Source organism: uncultured Vagococcus sp., from assembly GCF_963518325.1.
Taxonomy (GTDB): Bacteria; Bacillota; Bacilli; order Lactobacillales; family Vagococcaceae; genus Vagococcus_D.
Genome location: NZ_CAUQJB010000013.1, coordinates 23,367 through 37,964, shown reverse-complemented (window position 1 = coordinate 37,964; position 14,598 = coordinate 23,367). Strand labels below are relative to the sequence as shown.

Sequence of the window (14,598 nt, the reverse complement as noted above, 5' to 3'; positions counted from 1 at the left end):
ATGTTTAACTTATTAATTGTTGACGATGAAGATATTATTGTCGAGGGACTTCAACTGTTAATCCCTTGGCAGGAACTTGATGTCAAGATAGTCGCAACAGCTAGCAGCGGTGAAGAGGCCTTGGCTATTATTGAACAACAAAAAATTGATATTCTGCTGACCGATATCAGTATGGATGAGATTAGCGGACTTGATTTAATCCAATTCCTAACTACCCAGCAACCTTCAGCTAAATCAGTCGTACTAAGTGGCTTTAACGAGTTCGAGTACATTAAAAGAGGGCTTCAATTAGGGATTGAAAATTATTTACTGAAACCCGTCAATAAAAACGAGCTACTTCAGACGATTGAAACAATCACTGAAAAACTGCGCCTATCCTTGGAAGAATCTACAGAAAAAGAAGTCATGAAAGAACATATTACCAAACGAATATTCTTTAACCAAATCGAAAAAAATGAATTTATTGAACGAGCAAACTTACTAAAATTAGAGCTACCCAGCAATCAATGTCGCGCCTGTATCTTAAATTGGACCGATAAGACCCAAATTCATCAGCATCATGATGTTTACCAACAAATTTCAACTTTGCTAGCTAAGGGAGGCATTGCCTATATGACCCAGCTAGAAACAAATAGTTTTGGGTTTTTAATCGATGATCAACCTTTAGAGGCGCTGAAAGCTACCTTACATCAGTTCGAAGAAAGCATGGTCTCCTTAACGTTTGTTACAACCTTTAGTTTTTACGTCGGGGCTGAACAGTCCCTCTTTAACCAATTTCATTTAAGTATCGAATCTGCTGAAACCATGCAAGAATATTTTAGCTTACGTGCCGCTAACACAAGTTATTTTTACGATGAATTTGTTGATTTTAAAGAAGATAAACATCAGCATTTTGAAAAAGAATTAATTAATAAGGTAGATCAAGCCATCGATTTACGAGATCAGGAGGCGTTGAAAAAGCAGATCCACGCCCTCTTTCAAAATGTGGCAGAATATAATAGATCTTCGACTTATATCGAGAACCTGTCCTATGTTCTCATGCTAAAACTATTCCAAGGATTTCATAAAGTGTATTTAGACGAGTTTCAACAGTACGCCAGTAAGCTAAGCCAAGTCAACCATTTGGACGACATGAGCCAATTACTTTTAACAGCCGTTGATCGTGTTTTTTCCGAAGCCAAGATTACTCATTATTCAGAGCTTACCCGAGACTTACTGGCAATGGTTGCCACATCTTATCAGGACTCTCTTTCACTAAAAACAAGTAGCAAAACACTTCATGTTAATACGGCTTATTTAGGGCAACTATTCCAAAAAGAATTAGGGGTCAGTTTTTCAGAATACTTAAATAACTACCGGATGCAAGTTGCCAAACAACGACTAGGTCAAACTTCGGATTCGATTGAATCAATTGCCTTAGGTGTGGGGTTTAAAGATGTCAGTTATTTTTCGCGAAAATTTAAGCAACTCTTTAATCAGACACCTAATGATTATCGACTGACAAAATAAACCACTGGTGAGAATCTCACCAGTGGTTTTCCTATCATTTATCATACTTCTCTTTACTAGTTTCAATTGGGTATTTTTCAGCATTTTTAACCAGCTTATCTAAAATAATCTCAGACAAGTCCACGTCTAAATCAGTCGCTAGCATCATACCGTAAATAAAAACATCGGCCAACTCTTCTTTAATATTAGGCAAGGTCGTAGCAACCGCTTCTTCGCTGGTCTTCCATTGGAAATTTTCCAGTAGTTCTGACGCTTCCAGAGATAACGATAAACTCAAATCTTTGGGATTGTGGAACTGACGCCAATTGCGATCATCCCTAAACTGATTAACTGCCGCAAGTAATTCTTCCATCATAAGCCTCCTTGTGTCAATGCTTCTATTTTAGCACATTGGCGTGGCCTATTTAAATTCCTTTGGATACATTTCTTTGGCTAACAATTCCATGCCTTCAATCCCGATATAGCCATAACCAAACATGTAGTTATAATCAACGGCATAAATCTGTTTATTTTTAATAGCTTGTAGACTAGAAAGTTTGGCATTGCTGTATAACGCTTCTTTGATTTCTTCTGGTGAAACACCACCCGTTGTCGTCCAATCAGGAATAATCAACACTTCCGGATTTGTTTCAATCAACGCCTCGATGCTAATATCCCCTTCTGTTTCGGCATACACATTATTAAGTTTGACCATCTTAAACAGGTCGTTAAAGAATGTTTCGTCTTTTGCACCATAAACAGAGACTTCATTTGGATCCGTGATAAATAATAAAGCAAACTCTTTTTCTTCTTTAATCGCGGATAAATTGTCTTGTATCGCTTTTTGACGGGTTTTTAATTTCGTTGAAAAAGCCTCAGCCTTATCTTGCACGCCGAATAAATTCCCCAAATTTTCAATATCATCATACACCGAATCATAGGTCCCACCTGTTACCGATGAAGCTAGGACAAATGTTTTCATCCCCATATCATTCAAGGTATTAACGGTCCCATTCCCCCATTCAGCATTATCGAACAGCCCACCTCGGCCAAAAATTAAATCTGGGTCTTCTCCTAAAGCAATTTCCTTGCTGATGTATTCTTTGCCCAATGAATGCAAGTCGTCAAACTCTTTTTCAACTTCTTTGTCAGGCTCGCCAAACACCGCTCCAACTCCGACAATCTTATCTTTTAAGCCTAGATGTAACAACAATTCCGCTGCTGGTCGTGTATTGGCAACCACTCGTTCCGGCGCCTTATCAAAGGTTTGATCCACTTCTTTCCATTCCGCTGTTGCTTCTGGTCGCCCATAATTTTTAATGGTCACAGGATAGGCAGCTGTTTTATCTGACTTACTGCTTTCTGTTTTTTTCTCAGCACCTCCACAGGCACTTAAGGTGACTAAACTGACTAAAATAGCTGCCGCTAATAATTTCTTTTTCATTGGTATTCTCCCCTGGCTAAGCCAATTATTTAATATGATACACGAAGTTTAAATGCCCGGTAATTGGGTTCGTAAACGTTTGACACTTCACATCATATAACGCTTCAATGGTTTCTGAATTAAAGACCTCTTCTGGCGTTCCCTGAGTGTGAACTTCGCCATCCTTCATGGCGTAAATATAATCACAATATTCCGCCGCCATTTCCAAATCATGAAGCGCCGCTAAAACGGTAATGCCCAAGCCCTTAACACAATTTAAAATCTCCAACTGATAACGAATGTCTAAATGGTTAGTGGGCTCATCCAAAATCATAAATTCCGGTTGCTGAGCAATTGTTCGTGCCAACACCACCCGTTGCTTTTCTCCCCCTGATAAAGCCAAAAAACTACGATCTTTATAAGCCAATAAATTGGTCCGTGCCAAAGCATCTTCTACAATGGCTAAATCTTGACTCGTATCTTGTTCTAGCATCCCTTTATGAGGCGTCCGACCTAATAAGACCATTTGCATCACCGTTAAATCAAAGCTCATCTCATTAAACTGTCCGACAACCCCTAGCTTTTGCGATACTTTTTTAGCTGGTGCTTTTAGAACGTCTAGCTGATTTAAAAAAACCGTGCCACCACTTGTTGGCAAACTCTTATAGATACTTTTAAGCAAGGTCGATTTCCCACAACCATTGGCACCGATGATCCCGACAAACTGGCCTTTCTTCACATGCAAATTTAAATCTTTCACGATGCGGCGTGGACCAATTTTCACATTTATTGCGTCTACTGTTAGTTCCATTTTCTAGCCTCCGAAGTTGTAAGATTTTTTGATAATCATGTAAATAAAGAGTGGCGCTCCAATCACCGAAGTAATGATGCCGATTGGTAATTCAACTGAGGTAATCAACGTTCGTGACAAAATATCCGACCAAATCAGGAACAAAGAACCAATCAATAACACAACAGGCATTAGTCGACGATGATCTGATCCAATAAATCCTCGGGTAATATGTGGAATAATCAAGCCAACAAATCCAATCATCCCTGCGTAAGCCACGATTGTTCCCGTTACAAGAGCCGTTATCATCATGTAAATTCGACGATACTTACCTAAATCAATCCCTAAGGTAATCGCCGCCTCGTCTCCCAATAACATCGTATTCAACACTCGATGTTGAAACAGAAACAGCCCGCAACCCAAAACCACTACAATAGCCAAAATCGGAATTTTTTGCCAACTAGCAGACGCTAAGCTGCCCATTGACCAGAAGGTAACGGTCTTAATCCCTTCTGCATTATTGGCAAAAAAGATAATCAAACTTGAAAAGGAACTGCATAAGGCACTAATGACAGTCCCCGATAAAATCAGTTTCACCGACGTAATCCTCCCACCCACACTGGCGATGACTAAAACTGCCACTGAGGCGGCTAACGCCCCGGCAAAAGCACCAAAAGCGACACCAAATTGTGAGAAGATGGCATCCGTTCCCAAGCCGATTAAAATGGCAAAGGTGGCACCAAGCGAGGCCCCCGAAGAAATACCTAAAATATACGGATCGGCAATTGGATTTTGGACAACTGCCTGTAAGACAGTCCCACTGATTGCCAACCCCATCCCAATTAATAAGGCAAAGATCACTCGTGGAAAACGCAACTGCCAAATAATATTGACCGATGCCTGGCTAGCTAAATGTTCCACAGAACCTAATAACCCACCAGATAATTTATACATCATGATACGCCATGACTCACTAAAAGGAATCATCACTTGACCAACCGAAATCGAATAAATCGCTGACAAAATGATCCCAACTACTAATAATGCTAAAAATAGATAATACCAATTGCTTTTTTGTAAAAATGCCTTTCCATGGCTTCTTTCCATCCTGTTCCTCCATAGATCATCAGTTATTAACTGATACTGATAATCATTCTCAATTATAAGGGAAAGTTAAAGATAACACAATCAAAAATTGAAACTTTTTCTCATTTTCTTCTCATTTTCAGAAAAAAGGAGAATTTTTGCGTGATTTTAAGCTTCCTTCAAAGACAAGATCAAACAAGCGTGCCACTTTAATTCAAGCAAAAAACTGGCGACTATCCCTTAGATAGCCGCCAGTTTCCATGGTTCGTTATTCGTTTAAATACCTTGATGTTTTATCTCCTTATATCGTTACGTGTAATGAGCTAAGGACGTAAAGCATGTTTCTTATAACGATACTACAACGTTGAACTAGTTTCAGGCTCAGGTGTATGATCTTTTTCATGATTATCAAGGGAAGTGGATGGCAGACCATTTGCTTCACGCTTGGCTATCACTTTTTGAATTTGAGCTTTTAATATAACTGGTGCAATAACCGTAGTAATGATCACAACGAGTACAAGAGCTCCATAAATATCCAAGGAGATTAACTCGCTCTCTAATCCCAGACTGACTAGGATTAAGGCCATCTCACCACGTGAAATCAAGCTCGTACCGACAATCGCACTGCTATCGCGGTCAAAGCGACTTGCCCTGGCACCCATATAGCCTCCGACAAACTTCGTAATCACTGCCAAAATGCTGAAAATAACAATTAATTTAATGTTTGAACTCAAGCTTGAAAAACTCACATTTAACCCAATACTCACAAAGAAAACTGGAGCAAATAAAGACAAGGTTAAACTTTCAACTTTACGCTCAAGCATATGACCAATATTAGTTTGTGAGATAATCACACCAGCGAAAAACGCACCGATAATATCTGACATACCAATGAAGGCTGCTAAGTAACTGAAACCAAAACAAAGAGCTAAACCAAGACCTAAATTACGTTCTGGCGCCTTCATTTTCTTGAATAATTTCAAGATCGGAGGCATCAATAACTTGTGGAAAGCAAAGATAAAGATAAAGAACAGGACATTGCTGACTAACATCACCCACAACGGTTTGCTCTCACCTGCTGAAACCGAACTGTTTAGAACAATGTTTAGTAAGATGATGACAATAATATCATCTAACACCACCGCACCAATGACCAAGGCGCCTTCTTTGGTTCTCACATAATGCAGTTCCTTTAAAACTTGAATCGTAATACTTAAAGAAGTGGCTCCAAAAATCAGTCCGATAAACAAAGCTGACATCGTTGAGAACCCCATAACTGTTGAAGCAATGTAAAAGCTAGTGAAGGGAACAAATACGCCTAGTAATCCGACAATCAATGACGGCGTAAAGTATTTTTTAAGGGTTTTCAAATCACATTCTAAACCTGCTAAAAACATGAGAAGAATCACTCCTATTTCAGCAAATAAATGAATGCCTTCGCTTTTTTGGACAATCCCAAAAACGGCTGGACCAACTAAAATCCCTACGAGTAAACTCCCCAGAACAGAGGGCAACCCGACTTTGATAGCTAAACTATCCGCTAATTTTGTTAAAATTAAAATAAGCGCTAATGTTAATAAAAAATTCATAGACTCTTCCTTTCCATATGTTGGATTGTAAGGGAGATAGGGTGTTAAACCGGAAAAAAACGATGAAGTTAATGCCCTGAAGACGCAATAACCGAAGAAAAGTGGCATTGCCTAAAATAATTAATAGAAAAAAAGTGAAAAAAATAGATGGTATTCTCTTATTCGTTCATATTAAGAGTCGCGAGTTTTTGCGGTTCACTGGAACCAAACAGTTGAGCAGTTATTATGAATGACCATCAGATGACCATCTTATTTGTTACTATCACACTATTACCATCTCTGTTAACACTACAACTGATACTTAATTATGCAAGAACAAGACTTACGTCAATTCTTCATCTGCATAACTAAATATATCTGTCACATCAACATCGAAATAACGGGCAATTCGGAATGCTAAAATTAGCGATGGCGAACAGTCGTTTTTTTCCATTAAAAAAATGGTTTGTTTGGAGACGCCGACAGCTTCGGCCAAGGCCTGTTGCGACATTCTGCGCAAAACTCTGTATTCGTACACGCGATTCTTAATCGAATCCCCAAAATTCCTCTTCACACATTTCATCTCCTTACTTTTCCTATTATAAACTAAATTGAGACAAAAGTAAAAAATAATTTACTTTTGTCTCAATTGAATGTGATATCGGTATTAAACACGACATATTTCCTCAAAAAAAAGAACCCTCAACGCTAACAACGTCTCGGGTTTTACTTATTATTTATCTTCGTGATCTTTATGCTTAACTTTGTCGATTAATTCATTGGCTTTTTCAGCAATATCATCGACACCTTCTTCAACTTTTTCTTTGGCTTTACCAAAAAGACCTTGAGCCTTGCCTTTTAATTCTTGACTCTCATCACCAGTTGCTTTACCTAACGCTTCATTAGCCTTACCTTTTAGTTCGTCTTTGTTTACCACGTTATGTCCTCCTTTTGATAATGAAACTTTTGTTCTAATTTAATTATCCCATCTATCTTCGGAAAAATAAACCATTACGCTTTAAAATTAACGATTTCCCTTTAAAAATAACGGTTAAACGAACTGTTACAGCTTAATAGCTGTCTGACCTTTTTTGTTGCCCAACTTGATAAGCTTCTTGAATGAAATTATGTTCCTGCTCCAATGATGATAAAATATGATAAGGGTCACTTACAGGAACTTCTTTATGTTGAAAATAAGCAAACATGGCATAAAAGTACGTTCTCTCCAAAGATTGAGCATAGAAACAACCATCTAAATTAAGGCTGACACTCCCATCCTTTAACTTAATATGGGCCTCGAATCGTTCTCTTAAAGCAACATTTTGTCGCGGTCGATAGACGACTACCGTATTAGGACTCTCATAGCCTCGTGTTTCAAAATAGATTGTGATGGTTTCAATCTCTGAGTATGGGATAAAGACTGTTTGACGTTTACCAATTGCCGCCAAAAATAAATAATACAAATTAGGCAAAACCGTCCGTGCCCGCGTGTTGCCATTAAATACTCTGATACCTTCTTTTTCAACAGTAAAATAAGCATAATACCGTTTAAAATCAAAGAATGTTATCATTAACTCCACCAATAAAGCAAACGCAGCTACCGGTATCACCAACAATCTATCCATCAATTCCATAGGAAATACCATCAGCGTCAATAAAAAACCTGGAAAAAATAATAACCACCCTAGTTGAGCCCTACTTTTTGGCTTATCAAAGTCAAAAGGCAGAGGTAAAAAGAATTGTTCCTTCACCAGACTGTCCAAAGGAATCTGAAGATATTCGCTTAATAAAACCAAATTATCGATACTTGGCAATGATTCTCCCCGTTCCCATTTTGAAATAGACTGACGGGAAATATGCAAGCGTTCTGCTATCTCCTGTTGCGTTATATTTTTTTCCTCACGATATTTACGACTATTATAAGCAATAACCATTAATAAAAGCTCCCTTCGCTGGTGGTTCTGATCTCCCTGCAACAAACAGCCAGAGGAATTTCTTAACCATAACCAAGGATACCACTATTCCTGTTTTATGGCACGAACTTTATAGTTGCAAGACTGTCGTACCAAGGGTTTGACTATTATACATACAAAGACTCCTGCTAAAAAAATCCAACTCCTCCCTTCTTTATTTCACTCCTAAATAAGACGATTTTAAAATAAAATCAAAAGGTAAGTGTTTACAAATAAAAAAATTATGCTACAATGAGGAAGTAAATTAAGGATTGTAACTGTTCGGCAGGCAAAACCTAAATTGACAGAAATTTATCGATAGGACCAGTGTGCTCATTTCTGAGGTCACTCTCTAATCCTATGGAAACTTTCTCTCAGTTTAGGTTTTTTTTGTGGGCAAAAATCCAACTAGGAGGAATTATAGATGAGTAAAAATAGAGAACTGGCTAAGGACGTCTTAAACTTAGTTGGCGGAAAAGAGAATGTCAACAGTGTGGTTCATTGTGCGACTCGCCTTCGCTTTAAACTAAAAGACGAATCAATTGCCAAAACAGCCGAACTAAAAAATCATGACGGCGTGATCCAAGTCGTTCAAAGTGGTGGCCAATATCAAGTCGTCATCGGCAGTCATGTCAATGACGTCTATACAGAATTAAATGACCTATCGGGCTTAGGTGAAAGCAACCATGACGCTAGTGACGGCAAAGGTGGCAACATCTTTAATCGTTTAATCGACATCATCTCTAGCATCTTTACCCCTTTCCTTGGCGCCATGGCCGGTGTTGGGGTCCTTAAAGGGTTTCTAACATTAGCAGCCGTTGCCGGTTGGATTGCAACAGACTCTGGTACCTACAAAATTTTATTTGCGGCAGCCGATGGCTTTTTCCAATACTTGCCAATCGCCTTAGCCTTTACTTCGGCTAAGAAATTTAAAACAAACCCTTATATTGCATTGGCGATTGCGGCCGCTCTGGTTCACCCAGAGATTAACGCAGCCGCGGCCGCTGGTGGCTTGAGTTTCTTCGGCATTCCTGTGATCATCGGCAGTGGCGGGTACTTATCCACTGTTATTCCGATTATTTTAGCCGTTGCGGTACAAGCACAAGCTGAAAAAATCGCCAAAAAGATCTCACCAGATTTCTTAAGCATTATTCTGGTCCCTCTATTGACCATAACCGTTATGGTTCCTTTAACTTTTGTTGTCTTAGGTCCAATCGGCACAATTGTTGGGAATGGGTTAGGTAGCCTTTATAACGGTATTTACAACTTCAGTCCAATGATTGCTGGCCTAGTCATGGGTAGCATGTGGCAAGTCTTTGTTATGTTCGGTATGCATTGGGGCTTTGTGCCAATCATGATGCAAAACCTATCGGAATTGAGCTACGACACCATGGTCCCAATGTTACTGGCAGCTGTTGTAGCGCAAGCAGGCGCGTCTCTTGCCGTTATGATTAAATCTAAAGATCCAAAACGTAAAGCATTAGCTGGTTCTGGTGCCTTAACAGCTGTCTTTGGAATTACCGAACCAACCGTTTACGGGGTCACATTACCACTTAAAAAACCATTTATTGCAGCTTGTATCGGTGGGGCAGTCGGCGGCGCAATCATCGCTGCTGCACAAGTTAAAAACTTTAGTTTTGGATTAGTCAGTCTCTTAAGTTTACCAAGCTTTATCAGTACAGTTGATGGAGTCACATCTAATGTCATGATGGCCATCATCGGTTCGATTGCAGCCATTGTGATTGCATTTGTCCTAACATTTGTTTTAGGTTTTGATGAAGGATTGGCTGATACAACAGAGGCGCCAGCAGCTTCAACTGATTCCAAACAATCAGAATTATTACTTAGCCCATTAACAGGTTCAATCGTCAAATTAGATCAAGTAGCCGACGAAGTTTTCTCTTCTGGTGCTTTAGGCAAAGGAATCGCCATTGAACCAACAGTTGGCGAATTACGAGCGCCTGCTAAGGGAACCATTACCACGATTTTCCCAACGGGACACGCTGTGGGACTAACAACTGACTCTGGAATTGAAATTTTAATGCACATCGGCATGGATACCGTTGAGCTAGAAGGCCAAGGATTTGAAAAATGTGTGGCTCAAAACGATGTGGTCAACGCTGGTGATCTATTGGTTAAATTCGATATTCAGGCCATTAAAGAAGCGGGTAAACCGGTCATCACACCCGTGGTCATTACCAATTCCAGTGATTACTTGGATGTCTTGGACTTAGATCAATCAGATATTATCACTGGTGAAGAATTTTTAACTGTTGTAAAATAAAAAATAAAAGGGGTTTTCACGATGCATACAAACAAATTTCCTGATGGGTTTTTATGGGGCGGCGCAACAGCTGCCAATCAATTAGAAGGGGCCTTTGACGTTGATGGCAAAGGCTTGTCTGTTGCCGATGCCATGCCTGGTGGTAAAGGACGTTTCGCGGCTTTAGGCAGTGCTGATTTTGACTGGAGTATCGACGAAAGCAAATACACGTATCCCAATCATAAAGGCATCGACCATTATCACCGCTACAAAGAAGACATTGCGTTGTTTGCTGAAATGGGCTTTAAATCCTACCGCTTTTCCATTGCCTGGACCCGGATTTTTCCACTGGGAACAGAAGCAACACCTAACGAAGCCGGTCTCGCTTTTTATGAAGCGATTGTCGATGAATGCTTAAGCTATGGCATTGAGCCTGTCATTACGATTTCCCATTACGAAATGCCCCTTCATTTAGCAAAAGAATTTGGTGGCTGGCAAGATCGCCGTCTAGTGGGACTTTACGAAAAATTTGCTGAAACAGTTTTAAATCGTTTGGGTCAAAAAGTGACTTATTGGATGACGTTTAACGAGATTAACTCGGCTTTCCATTTTCCAGCATTAAGCCAAGGAATTGTGCCTGCCACTGGCGGAAACAATAAGCAAATCATTTTCCAAGCTTTCCATCATCAATTTTTAGCTAGTAGCTTAGCAGTCAAAATCGCCAAAAAGGTTAACCCTCAGATTAAGATGGGCTGTATGATTATTTACGGTACCTCTTATGCTTGGGATACTAATCCGAAAAACCAACAAGCTAATTTAGAATTAAATCAGGAAATGAACTTTTTCTGTGCTGACGTTCAAGTTCGTGGGGAATACCCGGCCTACACACAACGCATTTATAACAAATATGGCTTTGATTCTATTGAAATGGAAGCTGGGGATTTAGCCTTACTTAAAGAATTCCCCGTTGAATACATCGGCTTTAGCTACTATATGTCCAGTGTTGTCAACGCCACAGATCCTGAAGCTGCTAAGTCCATGGGAAATCTCCTTAGTGGGGTTAAAAATCCATTTTTAGAAGCCAGTGAATGGGGCTGGCAAATTGACCCTGCCGGACTGCGCATTGCCTTAAATGAGTTATACGGCCGTTATGAAGTGCCACTCTTTATTGTGGAAAATGGCTTAGGCGCTATCGATGAGGTCGACGAGAATTTTTATGTAGCAGATGATTACCGCATTGATTACTTACGCAGTCACATTGACGAAATGGCCAAGGCCATCGCTGACGGCGTTGATTTAATCGGCTACACACCATGGGGCTGTATCGACTTGGTTAGTGCTTCAACTGGGGAAATGTCTAAGCGTTATGGGTTTATCTATGTTGATTTAGATGATAATATAGAAGGAACAGGTAATCGTTACAAGAAAAAATCATTTGACTGGTATCAAAAAGTCATCGCAACTAATGGGGAAGACTTAGCATAGTCATCATAAGGGATTAAATACAGACGCGAGGGAGTAACGACGTGATTATTGAAAAAGTTTATAATAATAATATTGTGCTCTCTCGCAATGAGTTGGCAGAAGAAGTCATCGTGATGGGGCGCGGTTTAGCTTTTCAAAAACAAAAAGGGGCCACCCTTGATGACACATTGATTGAAAAAGTCTTTGTCATTGAAAATGCCGACGAAAATCTACAATTAAAAAAATTAATTCAAGACATTGATCTGGAAGAAATTGAACTATCCAAGGAGATCATTTTAATTGCCGAAGAAGTATTGGAACGAAGCTTTTCCAATACCCTTTACCTAAGCTTTACCGATCACCTTCATTATACAATTGAGCGGGCTCGGGAAGGCATCTTCATCCCTAACCCACTACTCTTCGAAATCAAACGGTTTTATCCTAAAGAGTACAAATTAGCACTACAAGCGCTAGTGATGATTGAAGAGCGCTTTGGCTTGCATTTTCCAGAAAGTGAAGCCGCCTTTATCGCTTTGCATTTAGCTAATAACATGGCAACACCCGATGGAATGGCCATCACCATGAAAAGCACGGAAATCGTTCGCGATATTTTAAGCATCATCAGTAATTTTTTTGGCATCCTCTTTGATGAAACCAGTCTAAGTTACACCCGCATGGTTACTCATCTTCAATACTTTGTTCAGCGGATTTTAACCGATAAAAGCTACGAAGAAAAAGACGATTTTTTGTATGAGTTAGTTCAAAGTAAATATCCAAAAGCCTTTAAATGTGGGCTGCGGATCAAGAGCTATCTGGAAAACAATCGCAATTTGGAAGTCCGAGAATCGGAAATGATTTACTTGGTAATCCACATCAACCGGGTCGTCCAAGAAGCCGAAAAACACACAACCTAATCATAAAAAGGGTCACCCGATTCCAAACCGGAACAAGGTGACCCTTTTTCTATTTAAACATATCTGACAATCAATGCAATATGATGATAGTTACTTAAATAACCCGTTGGCACAAAAATAACTTCACCACCATAAGCTACTACCGTATGGATGATCTCATTGACAATATCGTCCACAATTTCCGCACCGGTTACATCCTCTTTCAAAATCAAAGAGTTGTCTTCAACCGTGGCAGACTGGAAAAAATCCTTTTCCACATATAATTTTTTACCACGACCATCTGTCACCGCCCGATAAATATTACTTAGTTCATTCACTAGTTTATTTTCATTCTCAGCTTGTTCCAACTCAGCCAGAGACTGCTTCACCTGATCGGCCACATAAGCCGTTATAACTGGATAGGCCGCTTTGGCAATTTCCGGATTGGTCGTGTTACGACTGTCAAAATTCCCGTGGACACTGCCGATAATCCATTCATCTTGATTGGCCACTTCACGGTAAAATTCGATATTACGTTCCACCCCGGCCAATACAACAGGTAATGGGTTTTGACTGTAAATCTTACTGAAGGCTTTATCTCCCCGATTGAAAAATTCACGGATGTAATTATTGCGCACAGCACCAATTGAATTTTGCGTAGGATCGGTTGTATAAAGAGTGTCATTAATAAATGGCAGTTCCTCATTCTTAATTTCTTTTACAAACTGATCGTTAAAAAACTCCAAGACACGCATTTCATCCTGACTCAAGGTCAACACATAATAATGCTCTGTTTGCTTGATACTGCGGATTAAATTACGGGTCACAAATTTATCGTCAATTTTAACCCCATCTTTTTCAATGGTCACCGGTAATTTGACCGCTTTTTTGTAGGTTTCAGAAGCGAATAAAATCAAACTGTCTTCAGTTGGCTGATGACTCAGTTCTGTTTCCAGTGCTTTCAGGTTATCTATCACGGCCCAAACAACACGTTTGTCATACAATTCCAGTAAGCGATCTTCCGCCTCTTTAATGAGATTTTTCAAGACAATCGTGTGCTTCTGATTCTTAAGGTTATGACTATCGGTGCTCAATGAAATAGTTACAGATGGATCACTGGTTAATTCACTAATTTCTTTTAGTTCTGAATAGTTCATATGTTTTCCTCCTAGTTTGGGTGACGCGATTAAGTTGTTAACAATATCATAAAGAGATATTAACGAATTAGCAATTAATATCCCTCCATTATCGCTGTTTTTCTTCAAAATCCCCCTAATAATACAACCATAAGAAAAATATGTCATTTTACCCACCTAAAACTAACATTACAAACCCTTCCAAACCAATTTAGACCACAAAAAACAGGTTGATGGTTCTATGGACAAGCCACTGAAGACCCTTCTCTACAATATCATCCCTGCCCCATGCTACTAAAACGAATTTGCAATAACGTACCTGTCACTAGCGTTGTCAAAACCGTCGGTACCATCGTCTTAATCCATGTGCTAACAAAAACGGAACATAGCACTATTAACAGACTGAACAGGACCACAAGGAACAGATTTTTACGATGAACCCAGTGATTATTTCGTAAGGCAATGTGTGTCGCAACAATTACAGCCCCGCACCCCACATACATCATTCATTTTCCTTCTTTCTAAATAATTCCGT

At 39.5% G+C, this 14,598-nt stretch carries 14 protein-coding genes; 4 read left to right on the top strand and 10 right to left on the bottom strand.

What is annotated here, in order from left to right; translation table 11 throughout:
- Nucleotides 1-1,509, top strand: coding sequence for a response regulator (locus tag RWN13_RS12160; RefSeq protein WP_314063866.1), 1,509 nt, complete (start codon nt 1-3; stop codon nt 1,507-1,509).
- Nucleotides 1,510-1,543: 34 nt separating this feature from the next.
- Here RWN13_RS12160 and RWN13_RS12155 read toward each other — a convergent pair whose 3' ends face one another.
- From RWN13_RS12155 to RWN13_RS12120, 8 genes are all read right to left on the bottom strand, one after another.
- Nucleotides 1,544-1,861: a MazG-like family protein gene (locus RWN13_RS12155; protein ID WP_314063863.1), complete on the bottom strand. Its 318-nt coding sequence runs from the start codon at nt 1,859-1,861 to the stop codon at nt 1,544-1,546.
- Between the two features lie 48 nt (nt 1,862-1,909).
- Complete coding sequence (locus RWN13_RS12150) at nt 1,910-2,932, bottom strand: ABC transporter substrate-binding protein (protein ID WP_314063860.1); 1,023 nt, start codon at nt 2,930-2,932, stop codon at nt 1,910-1,912.
- Nucleotides 2,933-2,957: 25 nt separating this feature from the next.
- Entirely contained in the window at nt 2,958-3,722 is a 765-nt protein-coding gene (locus tag RWN13_RS12145) for an ABC transporter ATP-binding protein (RefSeq protein ID WP_314063858.1), read from the bottom strand.
- 3 nt (nt 3,723-3,725) lie between these two features.
- Nucleotides 3,726-4,808, bottom strand: a complete 1,083-nt coding sequence (locus RWN13_RS12140) for an iron ABC transporter permease (RefSeq protein ID WP_314063855.1) — start codon at nt 4,806-4,808, stop codon at nt 3,726-3,728.
- A gap of 335 nt (nt 4,809-5,143) precedes the next feature.
- Nucleotides 5,144-6,376 carry a cation:proton antiporter gene (locus RWN13_RS12135; RefSeq protein ID WP_314063852.1) on the bottom strand — a complete coding sequence of 411 codons (1,233 nt, stop codon included), beginning with the start codon at nt 6,374-6,376 and terminating at the stop codon, nt 5,144-5,146.
- A 322-nt stretch (nt 6,377-6,698) separates the two neighbouring features.
- Complete coding sequence (locus RWN13_RS12130) at nt 6,699-6,938, bottom strand: helix-turn-helix transcriptional regulator (protein ID WP_314063849.1); 240 nt, start codon at nt 6,936-6,938, stop codon at nt 6,699-6,701.
- A 150-nt stretch (nt 6,939-7,088) separates the two neighbouring features.
- The gene (locus RWN13_RS12125; protein WP_314063846.1) at nt 7,089-7,292 is read right to left on the bottom strand and encodes a CsbD family protein; all 204 of its coding nucleotides are present in this window, start codon (nt 7,290-7,292) and stop codon (nt 7,089-7,091) included.
- A 133-nt stretch (nt 7,293-7,425) separates the two neighbouring features.
- Nucleotides 7,426-8,289 carry a helix-turn-helix transcriptional regulator gene (locus tag RWN13_RS12120; protein ID WP_314063843.1) on the bottom strand — a complete coding sequence of 288 codons (864 nt, stop codon included), beginning with the start codon at nt 8,287-8,289 and terminating at the stop codon, nt 7,426-7,428.
- Nucleotides 8,290-8,731: 442 nt separating this feature from the next.
- Here RWN13_RS12120 and RWN13_RS12115 point away from each other — a divergent pair, with 442 nt between their 5' ends.
- From RWN13_RS12115 to licT, 3 genes are read left to right on the top strand one after another with little or no spacing between them, the layout of a single operon-like run.
- Nucleotides 8,732-10,591, top strand: coding sequence for a beta-glucoside-specific PTS transporter subunit IIABC (locus RWN13_RS12115; protein ID WP_314063841.1), 1,860 nt, complete (start codon nt 8,732-8,734; stop codon nt 10,589-10,591).
- Between the two features lie 21 nt (nt 10,592-10,612).
- Nucleotides 10,613-12,055: a glycoside hydrolase family 1 protein gene (locus tag RWN13_RS12110; protein WP_314063838.1), complete on the top strand. Its 1,443-nt coding sequence runs from the start codon at nt 10,613-10,615 to the stop codon at nt 12,053-12,055.
- A 41-nt stretch (nt 12,056-12,096) separates the two neighbouring features.
- On the top strand, nt 12,097-12,948 hold the full coding sequence (gene licT / locus RWN13_RS12105) for a BglG family transcription antiterminator LicT (protein ID WP_314063835.1): 852 nt from the start codon (nt 12,097-12,099) through the stop codon (nt 12,946-12,948).
- 53 nt (nt 12,949-13,001) lie between these two features.
- On the opposite strand, the gene RWN13_RS12100 is transcribed toward licT, so the two are convergent.
- Entirely contained in the window at nt 13,002-14,084 is a 1,083-nt protein-coding gene (locus tag RWN13_RS12100; protein ID WP_314063832.1) for a hypothetical protein, read from the bottom strand.
- Nucleotides 14,085-14,338: 254 nt separating this feature from the next.
- On the bottom strand, nt 14,339-14,569 hold the full coding sequence (locus RWN13_RS12095; protein ID WP_314063830.1) for a hypothetical protein: 231 nt from the start codon (nt 14,567-14,569) through the stop codon (nt 14,339-14,341).
- Between the last annotated feature and the right edge of the window lie 29 nt (nt 14,570-14,598).